The 16801-nt window shown below is 55.7% G+C and carries 14 protein-coding genes; all 14 read left to right on the top strand.

What is annotated here, in order from left to right:
• Window position 1 precedes the first annotated feature (1 nt).
• The 14 genes from R50912_RS30695 to R50912_RS30630 all read left to right on the top strand — a co-directional run bounded on the left by R50912_RS30695 (window position 2) and on the right by R50912_RS30630 (window position 16707).
• Entirely contained in the window at window positions 2-787 is a 786-nt protein-coding gene (locus R50912_RS30695; protein WP_042240337.1) for a carotenoid biosynthesis protein, read from the top strand.
• Entirely contained in the window at window positions 756-1496 is a 741-nt protein-coding gene (locus tag R50912_RS30690; RefSeq protein ID WP_042240334.1) for a lysophospholipid acyltransferase family protein, read from the top strand. The genes R50912_RS30695 and R50912_RS30690 overlap by 32 nt, the downstream gene beginning before the upstream one ends.
• A complete protein-coding gene (locus R50912_RS30685) occupies window positions 1493-2650 on the top strand; it encodes a glycosyltransferase family 2 protein (RefSeq protein WP_042240329.1) in 1158 nt (385 codons plus the stop codon). Before R50912_RS30690 ends, R50912_RS30685 begins: the two co-directional genes overlap by 4 nt.
• Window positions 2647-4122, top strand: coding sequence for a phytoene desaturase family protein (locus R50912_RS30680; protein ID WP_042240325.1), 1476 nt, complete (start codon window positions 2647-2649; stop codon window positions 4120-4122). Before R50912_RS30685 ends, R50912_RS30680 begins: the two co-directional genes overlap by 4 nt.
• Before the next feature lie 139 nt (window positions 4123-4261).
• Window positions 4262-5401, top strand: a complete 1140-nt coding sequence (gene fni / locus R50912_RS30675) for a type 2 isopentenyl-diphosphate Delta-isomerase (RefSeq protein ID WP_081956727.1) — start codon at window positions 4262-4264, stop codon at window positions 5399-5401.
• A 44-nt stretch (window positions 5402-5445) separates the two neighbouring features.
• Window positions 5446-5916, top strand: coding sequence for a GNAT family N-acetyltransferase (locus tag R50912_RS30670; RefSeq protein ID WP_231637739.1), 471 nt, complete (start codon window positions 5446-5448; stop codon window positions 5914-5916).
• 414 nt (window positions 5917-6330) lie between these two features.
• Window positions 6331-7431, top strand: a complete 1101-nt coding sequence (ychF, locus tag R50912_RS30665) for a redox-regulated ATPase YchF (protein ID WP_042140262.1) — start codon at window positions 6331-6333, stop codon at window positions 7429-7431.
• Window positions 7432-8211: 780 nt separating this feature from the next.
• Window positions 8212-9279, top strand: coding sequence for a peptide chain release factor 1 (gene prfA, locus R50912_RS30660; protein WP_039309100.1), 1068 nt, complete (start codon window positions 8212-8214; stop codon window positions 9277-9279).
• Between the two features lie 25 nt (window positions 9280-9304).
• On the top strand, window positions 9305-10345 hold the full coding sequence (locus tag R50912_RS30655) for a N5-glutamine methyltransferase family protein (RefSeq protein WP_042240322.1): 1041 nt from the start codon (window positions 9305-9307) through the stop codon (window positions 10343-10345).
• A gap of 157 nt (window positions 10346-10502) precedes the next feature.
• Window positions 10503-11687, top strand: a complete 1185-nt coding sequence (locus R50912_RS30650) for an FtsW/RodA/SpoVE family cell cycle protein (RefSeq protein WP_042240319.1) — start codon at window positions 10503-10505, stop codon at window positions 11685-11687.
• A 453-nt stretch (window positions 11688-12140) separates the two neighbouring features.
• Window positions 12141-13340, top strand: coding sequence for an FtsW/RodA/SpoVE family cell cycle protein (locus R50912_RS30645; protein ID WP_042240315.1), 1200 nt, complete (start codon window positions 12141-12143; stop codon window positions 13338-13340).
• 76 nt (window positions 13341-13416) lie between these two features.
• On the top strand, window positions 13417-14196 hold the full coding sequence (gene spoIIR / locus R50912_RS30640; RefSeq protein ID WP_042240312.1) for a stage II sporulation protein R: 780 nt from the start codon (window positions 13417-13419) through the stop codon (window positions 14194-14196).
• A gap of 303 nt (window positions 14197-14499) precedes the next feature.
• On the top strand, window positions 14500-15660 hold the full coding sequence (locus R50912_RS30635) for an L-threonylcarbamoyladenylate synthase (protein WP_231637738.1): 1161 nt from the start codon (window positions 14500-14502) through the stop codon (window positions 15658-15660).
• Between the two features lie 474 nt (window positions 15661-16134).
• The gene (locus tag R50912_RS30630; protein ID WP_042240305.1) at window positions 16135-16707 is read left to right on the top strand and encodes a manganese efflux pump MntP; all 573 of its coding nucleotides are present in this window, start codon (window positions 16135-16137) and stop codon (window positions 16705-16707) included.
• Window positions 16708-16801: the final 94 nt, after the last annotated feature.

Raw genomic sequence — 16801 nt, 5'->3', positions numbered from 1 at the left:
CATGATCAGAACCCTATTTTGGATCTGGTATGGAGTCGGCGCTCTGCTGCTGATCTGGTTGGGGATTCCGGAAAGTCTGAGCTTTTCCAATGGTTTGTTTCTAGTCTTATATGCTGCATATGCTGCGCATGTATTATCTTCCGGGCAGGCTTTGCCTTTCATGTCTGACTGGTCAGTCATAGCTGTGGAACGCCGCCGTAACCTTTCCATGTGGCGTGCTGCAGGCCTGATCTGGATGGGAGGAATGGCTGTCGAATGGGTCGGCGTTCATTCAGGCCGGTTGTTCGGCGAATATCACTATTCTACGGTGCTCGGACCTTTGTTGTTTGGCGTGCCTGTTACGCTGGGCTTCGCCTGGATCGCTGTCGTCTGTAATGCCGTACTTATCAGCTATGATTTCGGGCAGCGCGGCTTGCGCCTGCTGCTGCTGCGGGCCGTTCAGGTCGGCTTCTGGACGGTGCTTCTGGATCTGGTGCTTGATCCCGTTGCCCATGCCAGAAACTTCTGGCACTGGGAGGGCGGCGGCGGCTTCTATCATGTGCCTTGGAGCAATTTCGGGGGCTGGCTGATTGCCGGCGCTGCCTTGTCCATGCTGCTGCCGGCTGTGCCGGTTACCTGCCTGACGGCCCGCCGCGGTACCCGTCTGTACCAGGCGATTCTGATTCTGTTCGGTCTTATCAGTCTTACAGAGGGTCTGCCGTTCTGTGCAGTGATAGCCGGAGCTGGCATTGCTCTGGCGGAAGGGAGCTTGCGTTATGCTGGAAGCCGTCAAGTCGGGAAGCTTTGACCGCTTGTTCTACCGCTATAATTCACTTTATCTGCTGCGCAGGCATTTCCATTCCATCGGAATATGCGGGGATTTGCAGCCTGCAGCAGCCGCAGGTAGAGGTATTCTCTATCTCATGAATCACAGTTCCTGGTGGGATGGTCTGCTGGCCTATCATGCGGCAGGGAAACTGGCCGGAAGCAGGCACTACTTCATGATGGAAGAGGAGCAGTTGCGCAAATATGCCTTCTTCCGGAAGCTTGGCGCCTATTCCATTAACTCCGCCGGTACGGGAGACTTGCGGGCTTCATTGCGTTATACAGCAGGGTTGCTGCAGGCGGGAGAGAGCGTCTGGATGTATCCGGAAGGTGAGATCCTGCCACTGGAGCATCGTCCGCTGATTCTGAGAGAGGGGGCAGCGCTTGTTCTGCGTCTCAGTCCGCTGACTGCGGTAGTGCCGGTAACGCTATATCATGGCCTGTTCCGCCATACCAAACCGGAAGCGACACTACTGGCCGGAACCCCGCAGCTGCTGCCTTGGGCCGACATGGACCGCTCAGACATTGCCCGCAGCCTGGAGGCTGCGCTTGGCGGCCAACTGGAGGCACACCGCAATCAGATCCTTAATCATAAAGGTCACATGCCGGAGGAATTCAGGCCGCTTCTGAAGAGAGGAAGATCCACGAATGAATGGCTTGACATGCTAAGGCCGGGCAGGAGGAAGCGATGATCACGGTCTTACAGATCATATCGGTTGTGCTGCTGCTCCAGCTGCTGTTTGCCGTGTGGAATGCAGCGCAGCTTCCTAAGCTGGGGGGTGGGCCGGGCCAAGGGGATTCAGAATTACATCGGGTGCCGGCAGCATCAGCAGTACGGCGCCTGTCCGTGCTGATCCCCGCACGGAATGAAGCGGATAATATTGCGGACTGCCTTTCCTCTGTGCTGGCTTGCAGCTCCAGCGGAAGGGAAGTGGAAGTAAGAGTGCTGGATGATTCTTCGACAGACGGCACAGGAGCGATTGCCGCTGCCATCCTTGGAGACAGGGCAAGTGTTCTGCAAGGACGGGAGCTGCCGGAAGGCTGGCTGGGCAAATCCCATGCCTGTGCCCAACTGGCGGAGGCGGCAGAGGGTGACTGGCTGCTGTTTCTGGATGCGGATGTCCGGTTGCAGCCGCTGGCTCTGGAGGCGGCCCTCTCTTCGGCCGAAGCTCAAGCCGGCGGCATGGTTACAGGATTTCCCCGCCAGGTTACCGGCTCATGGCTGGAGCGGCTGGTGGTTCCCCTGATGGTCTTCACGATCATCTGCCACCTGCCGGTCCCGCTTGTCCGCGGTTCAAGAGACCCGCGTTTTGTTGCGGCACATGGGGGCTTCATCCTGATCCACCGGGATACTTATACCCGCTGCGGCGGGCATGAATCGATCCGTGGTGAACTGGTCGATGATATGGCTCTGGCCCGTGCGGTGAAGCTGGCGGGAGAACCGGTGACCCTCGCAGATATCACCGGTCATGCTTCAATGCGGATGTATCACAATGCCAGAGAAGTGTGGAACGGCTACCGCAAGAATATCTTTGCCGGTATCGGCCGCAACCCCGTGCTTCTGCTGGCTGTGCTTACGATGTATTTATCACTCTATATGCTGCCGGTTGCGGCAGTCTTATACTATTGCATGACCGGGCAGCCTTCATCAGCAGTTATGCCGGCTGTTGCAGTGCTGGCCGGTATCGCCATTAAGCGGACCAGTGATGCGGCAGGCAGGCAGCCGGTCTGGTTCTGTTTGCTTTTGCCGGCCGGTATACTCTGCTTGTCCTTAATTGCCGTGGCATCCTGGCGCGGAGGCCGGTCCCGCGGGGGCTACGAATGGAAAGGTAGGCGTTATTTATGAAACCGAAGGCTGTGATTATAGGTGCCGGATTCGGAGGGCTGTCCTGTGCGGTAACACTAGCCGTCAAAGGCTGGGAAGTAACCGTGCTGGAACGGCAGCAGCAGCCGGGCGGCAAGCTGCAGCGTGTCGAAGCGGGAGGATACATGTTCGACCGTGGCCCGAGCACCATTACGATGCCGCATGTCTTCCGTTCGTTGTATGAGCTTGCCGGGACCCGCATGGAGGAGTATGTCCAGCTGTATGAACTGGAGCCGCGAACCCGCAATGTATTTACTGACGGCTCAATCGTTGATTTCTCCCGCAATATCGGGGCTATGCAGGAGCAAATTGCGTCTTATAGTCCTGAAGATGCTGTGCGTTATCCAGACTTTCTGGCCGAAGCCTCGCGTCTATACGAGCTCAGCGGGCAGCAGTTCCTGAACAGGCTGCTGCTGTCCTGGCGGGACAAATTATCGCCGTCTCTTGTACGGGACCTGCTGCGCGTCAGGCCTTTTCTAAATCTGCACGCCCTGCTGCTCCGTTATTTCAGTCATCCGAACACCCTGGCTATGCTGGGACGCTATGCCACATATGTCGGTTCCTCGCCGTATCGTGCGCCTTCGATATTTGCGATGCTTGGACATCTGGAGATCAGGGAAGGGGTCTACGGTGTCAGGGGGGGGACCTATGAGCTGGTCAAAGGCTTAACTACACTTGCCCGGGAACTTGGCGTACAGCTGATTACAGGCACCGAGGTTACGGGGATTTCGGTAGTTTCCGGCGCTGTGGAAGGTGTGGATACGGCTCAAGGGTTCTATCCGGCCAAGACTGTTATAGCCGGCGGTGATGTGCTGAGCATCAACCGTATGCTGCTGCCCGAAGAGAACCGTCCGGGCATGACAGACCGCAAGATCGAAGCCTACGAGCCGTCCTTGTCCGGGCTGGTGACACTGGCGGGAGTGCCGCGCAGATATGATACCCTGCTGCACCATACGGTTTTTTTTCCTGAGAATTATGAACAGGAATTCAAGGATATCTTTGAGCATAAACGTCCTCCGCAGCAGCCTGCGGTCTATGTATGCCACTCGGGTTATTCCGAGCCTGAGCTGGCGCCGCCGGGCGGCAGCAATCTTTTTATACTGGCCAATGCGCCGTATCTGAGCGCTGCCTGTGAATGGAATGAAGAAACCGCTGATTACGGGGAACGTGTGCTGTCCGTGCTCGAGGGCCATGGAATTACAGGGTTATCCCAAGCGGATGTCCTGCAGCGTTATACCCCCCGGGATATCGCTGACGATACTCTCGCCCACCGGGGGGCCATTTACGGGATATCCTCCAATTCAGCGCGGCAGACCTTCTCCCGCCCGGGGAACCGCTCCAGAGATGTTAAGGGGCTCTGGTACGTCGGCGGAACTACGCATCCCGGAGGAGGGACGCCGGTTGTATCCTTGTCCGGAAGGCTGGTGGGTGAGTATATTGCCGGCCGTCAATAAAAGACAGAAGGAATCCGCCCGTGTCAACTGCCGGGCGGTGTTGTGCTATAATGAAATGTACTTGTGCTTAAGAAGCCTATAAGTAGCGTCTCACGCTACCGGACATATATGAATACAGGGTAGAACGGAGGAAGACAGCATGAATCATATGCCGCAGGACGGTGTGCCGCGAAGTCCGGAGCAGCAGCCGGGCACAGAGTACGGGTCAGCATCGCGGGCAGCAGGCACTGAGGGACATAAATCTCTGCTGCCTGACTCCAGAACCGGGGAGCGCAAGATTGAACATGTGCGGCTCTGCCTGAATGAAGACGTTGCCGGCAGCGGAATTACAACCGGCTTCGAGCAGTACAGGTTCCGCCATAACGCACTGCCGGAGCTGGACTTTGAGGAGATCAGGCTCGGTACGGAATTTCTCGGCCGGGAGCTGCGGACACCGCTGCTGATCAGCTCCATGACCGGGGGGAGCGAGGCGACCGGGCACATTAACGCCCGGCTCGCCGAAGCAGCCGAGCGCAGGGGCTGGGCCCTCGGCGTGGGTTCTGTCCGCGCCGCTGTAGAGCGTGCAGAGCTGGCGACTTCTTTTCATGTGCGCGATAAGGCTCCCACAATTCCGGTTATAGCCAATGTCGGTGCGGTGCAGCTCTCCTACGGCTTCGGTGTAGAAGAGTGCCGCCGCGCGGTAGAGATTGCCGGGGCAGACTGGCTGGTTCTGCATCTGAACGGGCTGCAGGAGGTATTCCAGCCGGAGGGAGACACCGGGTTCGCTTCCCTGCTGAAGCGGATAGAGGCGTTATGCCGTAACCTTGAGATACCGGTAGGTGTCAAAGAGGTAGGCTGGGGCATTGACGGAGAAACCGCAGCCCTGCTGTATAATGCTGGTGCTGCCTTTATCGACGTTGCAGGTGCGGGCGGCACATCCTGGAGTCAGGTGGAGAAGTTCCGCAGTACGGACCCGGTACGGCGCGCGGCTGCGGAGGCCTTCGCGGACTGGGGGATTCCCACGGCGGAATGTATTACCGAAGTGCGCGCGGTCTCTGCGCACGGCGCGCTGATCGGCAGCGGCGGGCTGAAGCACGGTGTGGATGCCGCCAAGGCGCTGGCGCTTGGGGCCGACTTGGCCGGCTTCGGGCGGAATCTGCTTGGTCCGGCCGTCAGCTCCGAGGAGGCGCTGGACCAGGCGCTGGCACAGGTTGAACTGGAGCTGCGCACGGTCATGTTCGGCATCGGCGCGCCGGATCTTGCTTCCCTGCGCGGTACCCCGCGTCTTATCCGGCGTTAGAAGCAAGCCGATGAATATGGAATTAAAGGAAGGGCTAAAAAACAATGATTAAACTGGTCCAAATGGACGAATCGACTTTTCAATTTTTCTTAAGACAATCCACCCGTGATTACGCAGAGGACAAAATTAAGGCTGGAGCCTGGGATGCGGAGACCGCCATGAAATTATCCCAGGAAGAAATGACACGTTTCCTGCCCAAAGGACTCTACACAGAGGGAGCTTACCTCTATTCAATAGTAGAGACTGAGACTGAGACCCAAGCCGGGTACATCTGGTTTAATGTGAACGAGAACCGGGGAGTCCGGGAGGCGTTCATCTATGACTTTTATATTTTCGAACCTTTCCAGAGCAAAGGGTATGGTAAGCAGTCACTGGCGGCATTAGATGAAGAAGCCCGCAAGATGAATGTGACCAAGATCGGACTGCATGTCTTTGGCCAGAATGACCGTGCTTTTGAGCTGTATAAGAAAATGGGCTTCCTGGTTACGGATATTACGATGTCCAAAACGCTGTAGGTGCAGGACAATTAGCTGCAGTTCTTCAGTCTAGTCAGACAGACAGCAGACAGGCGGATTCTGCTTTGAAATGGAGAGTCCGCTATTATCGTATATGGAGACTCCGCGAGGGGGCTTTTTTGAAATATAAGAATTTTTATGCTTCACGCTATCAATTATCCTTCTATTTTGGAGAAACGGATGCAGCCTCTTTCAGAGGACGACGAAGCCGTTTCTTCATACTGAATGGATAGGCTCCGGGTTCCTGGAAAGTAACGGGATAATTATTCGGGCTAAAGCTTCACTGTATGGAGATTAGACACATCCCCTTGACATCCGCTGTTGCTGGAGGTTTTGTTCTAATATATAATGGTTTAGATCAGTCGGTATTTCATGCGGTGATCAATTCAACCGAAAATAGGAGTTGTCATATAAATGGCTTTGAAAGCTGGAATCGTTGGACTTCCCAATGTTGGGAAATCGACATTATTTAATGCTATAACACAAGCGGGGGCGGAATCCGCCAACTATCCTTTCTGCACCATTGACCCGAACGTGGGTGTCGTGGAAGTACCGGACGAACGTCTGGATAAGCTGGTCGAGCTGGTGCAGCCGAACAAGACGGTTCCTACCGCTTTTGAATTCGTAGATATTGCCGGACTCGTGCGCGGTGCGAGCAAGGGCGAAGGTCTGGGCAACAAGTTCCTGGCTCATATCCGGGAAGTGGATGCTATTGTTCATGTGGTACGCTGCTTCGTCGATGAGAACGTAACGCATGTGGACGGCAAGGTGAATCCGATCAGCGACATCCAGACGATCAACCTGGAGCTGATTCTGGCCGACCTCGAAAGCGTCGAGAAGAAGATCGAGCGTTCCCGCAAAAATATCAAGGGCGGCGATAAGAAATTCGCTCAGGAAGTAGAAGTACTCGAGCGCGTTAAGGAAGCTCTTTATCTGGATCAGCCTGCACGCAGCCTGGAATTATCCGATGACGAGCGTCTGATCGTGCGCGATCTTCACCTGCTGACCCTGAAGCCGGTGCTGTATGCGGCGAACGTGGGCGAGGATGAAGTGGCGACTGCTGAAGAGAACCCGTATGTTAAGCAGGTACGCGAATTCGCAGCGGCTGAGAATGCTGAAGTAGTGCCGATTAGTGCCAAAGTGGAAGCTGAGATTGCCGAGCTGGAAGGCGAAGACAAGGCGATGTTCCTGGAAGAGCTGGGTCTGCAGGAATCGGGCCTTAACCGCCTGATCAAAGCGGCATACAGACTGCTCGGCCTCTACACCTATTTCACAGCGGGCGTGCAGGAAGTCCGTGCGTGGACCATCCGCAAAGGCACCAAAGCCCCTGGAGCGGCCGGAGTTATTCATACGGACTTCGAACGCGGATTCATCCGGGCTGAAGTTGTAGCATATACGGATCTGGTAGCAGCAGGCTCGATGAACGGTGCAAAAGAACGCGGCCAGCTGCGTCTGGAAGGCAAGGAATACCTGGTGCAGGACGGCGACGTTATGCATTTCCGCTTCAACGTATAGACCATTTATAATTCAGGACAGAGGAACCCTTCAGAAGTAGAGTTGTTTACTTGCTGAATGGTTTCTTTTTGAATGAGGATAAGGATAAGGGTCAGCTCCTATTTGTGGAAAACCCGAAAAGGCGGCTTCAGAAGCCGGGGTACGATGAACAAGGGTTCGGCTGGGTCAGTGGCAGACGCGAGTGTCTGCGGTCTGGTCTACCGTCTGGTCTGTCACTACCGCCTGCCGCCTGCGGCGGAAAAGCAGTTGGATAATCTCCACTTGCTCATGAACAGAGGGACCCTTGTCAGGAAGTAGTTGGAAAAACGGCACTTAATATTCAGCAAACAGATCACTTTCGAGGAAACGCCTGAAATTTAATGACGTTTATCCAATTCATTCCCCTTAACGCTGCAAAACATCGAAATTAAGATACGTTTTTCCAACTATTCATGCAGAGTGGCTCCTCCTCCTATGACCGCCGTATAATCGCCATATGACAGCCAATCTATACAACTACTACTATTCATGGGAATGAGGCCGGGAGCGGCATCAGATATTTATTCAGTACCGGCTTATTTTGTAATTAGGACACGCGCCTGATGCATAACTTGGCTGCAGCTTTTACATCATAAGGTGGGCGCAGCTCAGGATTCAAAAGATTTCCTGATTCCGGCGCTTTGTACTGTAGCCAATTGGCTGGAGTGGTGGTATAATATAAAGTCGTATATCTATTTTTGTTGTATCGACAATGTTAAGTATGTATAACCGAAGAATTTGAATCAGGAGAGGTGAATTCCCTTGTTGGACCGATTGCAATCCCTGGCGGACCGCTATGAGAAACTCAGTGAACTGCTTTGTGACCCGGATGTTGCAAACGACAGTAAGAAACTGAGGGACTATTCCAAAGAACAATCCGACTTACAGCCCGCCTTTGAGGCGTATAGCGAATATAAAAATGTAATGGAAGAGCTCGAAGCCGCCAAGATGATGCAGGCTGAGAAGCTTGATGATGAAATGAAGGAAATGGTCAAGATGGAGATCGACGACCTGTCCTCGCGCCAGGTGGTTCTGGAGGAGAAGATCCGTCTGCTCCTGCTCCCCAAAGACCCTAATGATGATAAGAATGTAATCGTGGAAATCCGCGGCGCAGCCGGCGGGGATGAAGCAGCACTGTTTGCCTCTGACCTGTACCGGATGTATACCCGTTATGCCGATACCCAGGGCTGGCGCGTAGAGCTGATGGATGTTAACACGAACGATCTCGGCGGATTCAAGGAAGTTATCTTCCTGATCAACGGCCGCGGCGCTTACAGCAAAATGAAGTTCGAAAGCGGTGCGCATCGTGTGCAGCGTATTCCTACAACCGAATCCGGCGGACGTATTCATACTTCAACTTCTACCGTTGCGGTTATGCCGGAAGCGGAAGAATTCGAAATTGAAATTCATGATAAGGACATCCGTGTCGATACCTTCTGTTCCAGCGGCGCGGGCGGACAGTCCGTTAATACGACCAAGTCTGCGGTGCGTGTAACCCATGTACCTACCGGTATCGTAGCTACCTGTCAGGACGGCAAGTCCCAGAACTCCAATAAGGAGAAGGCGCTGCAAGTACTGCGTGCCCGTATCTCGGATCTGAAGCGTCAGGAAGAAGAAGCCAAGTACTCCGGGGAACGGAAGAGCAAAGTAGGAACCGGGGACCGCAGTGAGCGTATCCGTACCTACAACTTCCCGCAGAGCCGTGTAACGGATCACCGGATCGGCCTTACCCTGCACCGTCTGGAGCAGGTCATGAACGGGGATATCACCGAGATCATCTCGGCACTGTCTATTGCGGAACAAGCGGAATTGATGGAAAAAGGAGAATAATGCTTTGAAACACGACTCTTACGTCATGTCGGAATTGCAAAGCATCCGGGAAGCCTTTGCGGAGGCTTCTTCTTTTTTGGCCGGGCACGGATGCAATGAGCCGCAGCGCAGCAGCCAGCTGCTGCTGGAGCATGTGCTGGGCTTGTCCGGAGCGGCATATTATATGGCGCTGGCTGATCCATTCCCGCCAGCGGTCAAGGCGCAGTGGGAAACGCTGGTCACCCGCCGGGCGGCGGGTGAACCGGTGCAGTACATCATAGGCGAGCAGGAATTCTACGGCCGCGCCTTCGAGGTTACGCCCGATGTGCTGATTCCGCGCCCGGAAACGGAGCTGCTCGTCGAGGCGATTCTGCGCTACGGCGCGGAGCTGTGGCCGGACGGGACGGTGACGGTGCGGGGCGAAGCCGGGCAAGAAGCTGGCGGGTCCGCGGGGGAGAGAGCCGCGGGCGGTCAGGCGGCGGCGGGGCCTGCGCGTGGCGAAGCTGCTGCGCAAGAAGCTGACAGGCCGGCGGGGGAGAGAGCCGCGGGCAGTGAGGCGGCGCGCCCACGCGCCGTGCGTCCGCTGACCGCCGTCGACATCGGCGCCGGCAGCGGAGCGATCTCCGTCACGCTGGCGGCGGAAGCGCCGGCGTGGCGGGTCTGCGCCGGCGACATCTCGCCCGGCGCGCTGGCCGTGGCCGGGCGCAATGCGCAGCGGCTCGGCACGTCCGTTGACCTGCGGCTCGGCGATCTGCTCGAGCCGTTCGCGGGGATGGAGACGGATATTCTCGTCTCCAACCCGCCGTACATTCCCGGCGGCGACATCGCCGGGCTGCAGCGAGAGGTGCGCGACCATGAGCCGCGCACGGCACTGGACGGCGGCGGGGACGGGCTTGATCCCTACCGCCGCATGATGGAGCAGCTGCCGCTGCTCCCGGCTCCGCCGCGCCTGGTCGGCTTCGAGCTCGGCCAGGGACAGGCCGGGCAGGTGGCTGAGCTGCTGCGGGCGGCCGGTCACTGGAACGAGATCATCACAATCGAGGATCTCGCCGGAATTGCCCGGCATGTGCTGGGGATCGCCCGCTAGCCTCCCCATCCTGGATGCGGCTTCCATTCGGCAGGAGCCTCCAAACGGTGAAATTGTATTTATGCTGCCCCTTCCTTTACAATAGAAATGACGGGACCTCTGTATACGGCTGCGGCCAGGTGACAAGAGGAACCAGTACTGAGTAAGGAGACAGAATATGCTTCAGAAGATTAAGAAGATAGATGGCGTCATCCTGGTCATTCTTGTGCTGCTGATGGTAGTCAGCATTTTCTCCATATACAGCGTTACCCACGGGCGCGACAAGCTGGACGGATCGCATATCAAAATGATCAAATATTATATCCTGGGCTTTATCGCCTTCATAGGGCTGACCTTCGTGGACTATCGTCTGCTTGTTAAATATGCGTTATATGTATACGTTACAGGCATTGGGATTCTGGTGCTGGTCAGCTTTATCGGTACAGAACAGAATGGCGCACAGGGCTGGATTAAATTCGGAGGCTTCAGTCTCCAGCCTGCCGAGCTGTTTAAGCTGATTCTGATCCTGTTCCTGGCTGCGGTACTGGTCCGCAAGAATAAGAATAAGATGCTGTTCTGGCGCGATGTCGTGCCGCTCGGTCTAATGAGCCTGCTGCCGTTTTTGATCGTGCTTAGCCAAAATGACCTCGGGAATGCGCTCTCCTATATCGTAATTCTGGTAGGCCTCCTCTGGATCGGCAATATCAAGTTCACCCACGCGCTGATCGGGCTGTTAATTATTGGCGGAAGCGCCGCTGCCGGGATCATGAGCTATATTCATTACCACGATGAAATTAAGGATTTCCTGACAGATATCGGCCGTTCCCACTGGGTAGAGCGCTTTGATCCGTGGCTGGTGCCGGAAGAAGCGACGGCCAAGGCAAGCTATCATACCAAAAACGCCAAGATGGCCATAGCCTCCGGCGGTATGAGCGGCGAAGGCTATATGGAGGGCAGCTCGGTGCAGACCGATCGCGTGCCGTATACGTACTCTGATTCGATTTTTGTACAGATTGCCGAGGAATTTGGCTTTGTCGGATCGGCGTTGGTGCTGCTGCTCTACTTTATCCTGATTCACCGGATGATTCTGATTGCATTGGAGTGCAAGGACAAGGGAGGGCCGTTCCTGATTGTCGGCATTGTCGCAATGATGCTCTATCAGATTTTTGAGAATATCGGTGCCTTCATCGGCCTGATGCCGCTAACCGGGATCACGCTGCCGTTCATCAGCTTCGGGGGGACCTCCCTGCTGATCAACATGGCCAGTATCGGTCTGGTAATGAGCGTACGCCTGCATGGTCAAGAGGTAGAGGAAGATTTGCCGAGTCCTACAATCTATTCTTCTCCGGCCAAGCAAGGCTAACTGTATACTGTAATATCTCTGATTCAATCAGAGGTAATCCGCATGCCGGAGCTCTTCGAAAAGGAAGGGTTCCGGCATTTTGTGTGTCTGTACGCTAGTACGTCAGCATCGGAACTTAAGAAATGAGTTGACTTAACCATGCAGCGATGGACATGTTCAGGTCCAAGGGGAAATTCAGTGATAGTTGTATAATGTACAGCTGTACAAAGTGCAATTAAGCTACCACATATCCCGTAATTGCGGAGATTGGATTACTGCAAGCCTCTCAGCAAGCGATTCACCAGTATAACTTTCACCTTATTAGTTTAAAGCTGACGCTATTCCCGGCTGGCAAGGATCGCATAAATTGTATTTACGCCTCCACTTGTCTTACAATGGAAATTAGTGGATTCGGTTCCCTGGGGATGCTGCAGCAGGCCGGTCCATAATCCGCGTAGGTTAAGGAGTATTCCGATGTTACAGAGAATCAGACGGATTGATGGCTCCATCGTATTGATTTTACTCTTGCTGATGTGTGTCAGTATTTTCTCGATATACAGCGTGACTCACGGGAGAGTTGAGCTGGATGGCACACACATACGGATGATTCAGTATTATGTGCTGGGTTTTATTGCCTTTTTTCTGCTTACCCTGTTTGATTACCGCCTTCTGGTCCGGTATGGACTCTATATTTACATCCTTGGGATCGGTATTCTGCTGCTGGTCAGCTTTATCGGCAAAGTGAAAAATGGCGCCCAGGGCTGGATCGGCATCGGTGAATTAAGCATTCAGCCGGCGGAGCTGTTTAAGCTGATCCTGATTCTTTTTCTGACCACTGTACTTGTCCGCAAAAAAAGAAATCCGCTGCGCTTCTGGCGTGACGTGGTGCCGCTTAGCCTAATCGCCCTGGTGCCGTTTGCGCTTGTCATCATCCAGAATGATCTGGGCAATGCGCTCAGCTATATCGTGATTCTGCTGGGGCTTTTGTGGATCGGAAATATTAAATTCTCACATGCTCTGATCGGGATGATTATTCTGGCGGGATCGGTGCTGGGCTTCATTCTGTGCTATATCCACTATCATGAGCAGACGGTAAGCTTCATAGAGCAGACGCTGGGCCGGGATCACTTCGTCAGGCGCTTTGACCCCTGGCTGGTACCGGATCTGGCAAGCAGCGATGCGAGCTATCAGACCAAGAATGCCAAGACGGCGATTGCGTCGGGCGGCCTCAGCGGCGAAGGTTATCTGCAGGGCGGCACTGTGCAAAGTGACCGGGTGCCTTATCTGTATTCTGAATCGATTTTTGTGCAGATCGGCGAAGAATTCGGCTTCCTGGGTGCAGCGGTGCTGCTGATGCTCTTTTTTATCCTGATCCACAGATTAATTGTGATTGCTCTGGAATGCAGAGACCGCGGCGGCCCTCTCCTGATTGTCGGGATCGTAGCTATGCTGCTGTATCAGATTCTGGAGAATATCGGGGCAATGACCGGGCTGATGCCGCTAACGGGGATTACGCTTCCGTTTATCAGCTATGGGGGAACCTCGATTCTGATTAACATGGCCTGTATGGGGATTGCCATGAGTGTGCGGCTCTACGGGCAGGATGTGGAGGATGATCTGCCGCTTCCGCTGCCCAAGCTGAAGGATGAGACTACTTTATTCTTAAAATCATAGATTACTAGGTTTGCAGTCTCTCATTCCCGGACATACTGGGAACATAAGAGTTTCAGAGGGAGAGGGGCTGCGCAAGATGAATAACGATCAGCTGGACAAAAGGGATTCCCTGCGGATTACGTTCAAGTATACTGCCATTTTAATTTGTTTTTTTATGATATTGATGATGGCCTGGGAAGGGCAAAAAAGCGATGCTGCCGTAGCGGAGGTAACCATTCCGCAGGAGTCGATCCGTCTGCGTATTCTGGCGAATTCGGATGGTACGGGAGATCAGCTGGTTAAGCGCCAGATCCGCGACCAGGTGGTAGAACAGATTAACCAGTGGGTGGCCGGACTGGAGGATCCCCAGAGTCTGGAGCAGGCGCGGGCGCTGATTCAGAGTCATCTCCCGGAGCTGAATGATCTGGTGGGCGGAGAGCTTGCGCAGCGGGGAATTGATTATAGCTATAAAGTCGAACTGGGCACCGTACCTTTTCCGACGAAAATGTATGGCGGCCGGGTCTATCCTGCCGGGGAATATGAAGCGCTGCGGGTCACGCTTGGCGCAGGCAAAGGTCAGAACTGGTGGTGTGTGCTGTTTCCGCCGCTCTGCTTCATTGATGCCGGCTCCGGTGATGCCGCAGCTGCGGAACCCGCTGCAGACAAGAAGGCTTCGGCGGTCTCCGCTAAGGTCTCCGGAGACGGAGCCAAGGTGAAAACGGCGGATGGCGGGGTTGATCAGACTGCTTTCGGTATTACGGCTTCTGCCAGCGGGGACGGCGTTGCGGACGCTGATGCAGAAGCGCCGAAGGTAAAGTTCTTCGTATGGGAGCTGCTGCAGAATTTGTGGAGCTGGATCTGCGGATTGTTCGGCTAAGCCTCCGGGGATTTGCGGAATGGCGGTTTACGGAATCTACAGTTTTCCTGCCGGATATGGTACGATAAATGCAGAACTTGAGCGGAAGTGGCTGCGGCTCCACCTGGTGGAGCCGTTTTTGGCTTTTTCCGGACGATGCAGTATTGAAGTGTGAAGTGATTAAACAGGAAAGCTTGTGATGAAATGACAGAGCCTAAGGATTCTTCGTTTGCGGTTCAGCGCCGGAGCGGCAATATAGATGCAACCCTTTATTGGAGTTTGACGTCCGGGAGTACCGGACCCGGACCTGCTGCGGGGCAGGACATGCCTTCGGTTCCATCAGCAGAGAGTGACAGGGAGGCAATCGCTGCTGCGGCAGCTATGCTGCGGAGCGGGGGCACCGTTGCTTTTCCGACCGAAACGGTCTACGGATTGGGGGCGGATGCCCGGAATACCTCCGCTGTAGAAGCGGTATTCGCGGCCAAAGGCCGCCCCTCCGACAACCCGCTGATCGTGCATATAGCCCGGCGGGAAGAGCTGGAGGGCCTGGTCATAGAAGTGCATCCGGTCGCCTCGGCGCTGATGGATGCCTTCTGGCCCGGCCCCTTGACGCTGGTGCTGCCGGTCCGCCCCGGCGTCCTCTCGCCGCTGGTTACGGCGGGGCTGGATACGGTCGGCGTGCGCATGCCGGGTCATCCGGTGGCGCTGGCCCTGCTGCGCGCCGCGGAATGCCCGGTTGCCGCGCCCAGCGCCAACCGCTCCGGGCGGCCGAGTCCTACGCTGGCCGCCCATGTGATGGAAGACCTCGCCGGATATATCGGCGGGGTTCTGGACGGCGGCGCGGCCGGGGTCGGCCTGGAGTCGACCGTGGTGCAGGTGCAGCCGGACGGGACGGTGGCGGTGCTCCGTCCCGGGGGCATCACCGCCGAGCAGCTCGCGGCGGTGGCGGGTGCCGGGGCTGTGGCCCCAGCCCCGGCCCTGGCCCTGGCGGACGCTGCCGCCGGACATCCCGGCGGCCAGTCCCCGGCTCCGCCGCCGCAGGTGGGCGGCGGCGGGACGGGCGGCGCTGCTGCGCAAGCCGCCGAGGACAGCAGCCCGGCGCCGCGCGCGCCGGGCATGAAGTACACGCACTATGCCCCGCGCGGCGCGCTTGGCATCGTACGCGGCTCCTCCCCGCAGCGCGTGGCGGAGACCGCCGCAGGCTTGCTGCAGGCGGCGCAGCGGGAGGGCGAGATCACGGGCCTGCTCCTCTTTGAGGAGCATAGGGCCCTGTATCCCGCCCTCACGGCCGCCTGCGTCGTTTCTCTCGGCTCGCTCGGCTCGCCGGAGGAAGCGGCCCGCTCCCTGTATGCCGCCTTGCGGCGCTTCGATGAAGCGGGAGCGACCTACATTCTGGCCGAGGCCTGCCCGGTCACGGGCCTCGGCGCTGCCATTATGAACCGGCTGATGAAAGCCGCCGGTGAATCGGTGATCGATGCCGGTTAATCTCTATGATATCTGGTAGAGCGTCAATGGACTGTTCCCTCGTGTGCACCCTGTGCTTTACGTTGTGCTTTGGTTTAGGTTCGTCATTCCCCTTGATCCTTACGGACCGTACAGCCGCTATTTTCGCAAAGGGATGCATTTATCCGGGTTAACGGACCGTACTGCGCTTATGGTATCTCCAGGAGGCCATTTTGAGTGGATTTCCTCATAATAAGTGCGCTGGTGTCCGTTAGCCCGCATAAAATTTGGTTTTACAAGAAATAAGCGCTGCTGTGTCCGTTACGAACTTAGAGTGTGTTGTATAATATCCTTCATTACGCGTGCCAATAGAATCTGGTGTGACCTGAAATCTCTAAAATTATCAGCCTCGTTACCGCCCCTGAACCCTGCTATCCGCCGCCTCATAGTCATGAATACCATCTTGTCCGCATATCGTTGTTGTACAAGAACTTACGGACTTTGGGGGTATATTTCATGGGCATAGGCGGAATTTATGAGGGCTGGGGCCAACTCGTAACGGTTGCCGTTATGGCAGTTGCGCTTGGAATGGATGCGTTCTCGCTCGGTGTAGGGATCGGGATGAAGGGGATCCGTCTGCTGCATGTGCTGCAGCTCAGCCTGCTCATTGCTTTTTTCCATGTGCTGATGCCTCTGCTCGGCTTGTTCACAGGCAGCTATGTCGGCCATCTGCTGGGTCAGGTGACCGCCTATGCCGCCGGGGGGCTGCTTGTACTGCTGGGCGGACATATGATTCTGAATTCATTCCGCAAGGGTGACGGCGGGAGCCGGGCGGTAGATCACCGGACGGTATGGGGTATGCTGCTAATCTCGCTCAGTGTAAGTGTAGATTCCTTTTCGGTTGGGGTTTCACTGGGAATGTTTGTGAATAGCATAGTTATTACAGTGCTGGCCTTCGGTGTCTGCGGCGGCATGATGTCTATTACCGGACTACTGCTGGGCAGGAGAGTAAGCCGCGGGCTCGGTGATTACGGTGAAGCACTGGGCGGCGCCATACTTCTGGCGTTTGGCTTGCTGTTCATCTTCTGATACAATAACGGCAATACAAATAAATAGAACATTCCATGGTTCAGTTCATCGGAAGTTGTGGATTAATCCGAAATTATATTCTTACCGGAGGTGG

The sequence above is a fragment of the Paenibacillus sp. FSL R5-0912 genome, assembly GCF_000758605.1.
GTDB lineage: Bacteria > Bacillota > Bacilli > Paenibacillales > Paenibacillaceae > Paenibacillus_AQ.
The sequence above is the reverse complement of the archived record's forward strand: the minus strand, read 5'-3'. Positions and strand labels throughout refer to the sequence as shown.

Bases quoted from the DNA above. Each gene is read 5' to 3' on its own strand.
- R50912_RS30695 (WP_042240337.1), top strand. From the start codon at position 2: ATGATCAGAACCCTATTTTGGATCTGGTATGGAGTCGGCGCTCTGCTG.
- R50912_RS30690 (WP_042240334.1), top strand. From the start codon at position 756: ATGCTGGAAGCCGTCAAGTCGGGAAGCTTTGACCGCTTGTTCTACCGC.
- R50912_RS30685 (WP_042240329.1), top strand. From the start codon at position 1,493: ATGATCACGGTCTTACAGATCATATCGGTTGTGCTGCTGCTCCAGCTG.
- R50912_RS30680 (WP_042240325.1), top strand. From the start codon at position 2,647: ATGAAACCGAAGGCTGTGATTATAGGTGCCGGATTCGGAGGGCTGTCC.
- fni (WP_081956727.1), top strand. From the start codon at position 4,262: ATGAATCATATGCCGCAGGACGGTGTGCCGCGAAGTCCGGAGCAGCAG.
- R50912_RS30670 (WP_231637739.1), top strand. From the start codon at position 5,446: ATGATTAAACTGGTCCAAATGGACGAATCGACTTTTCAATTTTTCTTA.
- ychF (WP_042140262.1), top strand. From the start codon at position 6,331: ATGGCTTTGAAAGCTGGAATCGTTGGACTTCCCAATGTTGGGAAATCG.
- R50912_RS30655 (WP_042240322.1), top strand. From the start codon at position 9,305: ATGTCGGAATTGCAAAGCATCCGGGAAGCCTTTGCGGAGGCTTCTTCT.
- R50912_RS30650 (WP_042240319.1), top strand. From the start codon at position 10,503: ATGCTTCAGAAGATTAAGAAGATAGATGGCGTCATCCTGGTCATTCTT.
- R50912_RS30645 (WP_042240315.1), top strand. From the start codon at position 12,141: ATGTTACAGAGAATCAGACGGATTGATGGCTCCATCGTATTGATTTTA.
- spoIIR (WP_042240312.1), top strand. From the start codon at position 13,417: ATGAATAACGATCAGCTGGACAAAAGGGATTCCCTGCGGATTACGTTC.
- R50912_RS30635 (WP_231637738.1), top strand. From the start codon at position 14,500: ATGCCTTCGGTTCCATCAGCAGAGAGTGACAGGGAGGCAATCGCTGCT.
- R50912_RS30630 (WP_042240305.1), top strand. From the start codon at position 16,135: ATGGGCATAGGCGGAATTTATGAGGGCTGGGGCCAACTCGTAACGGTT.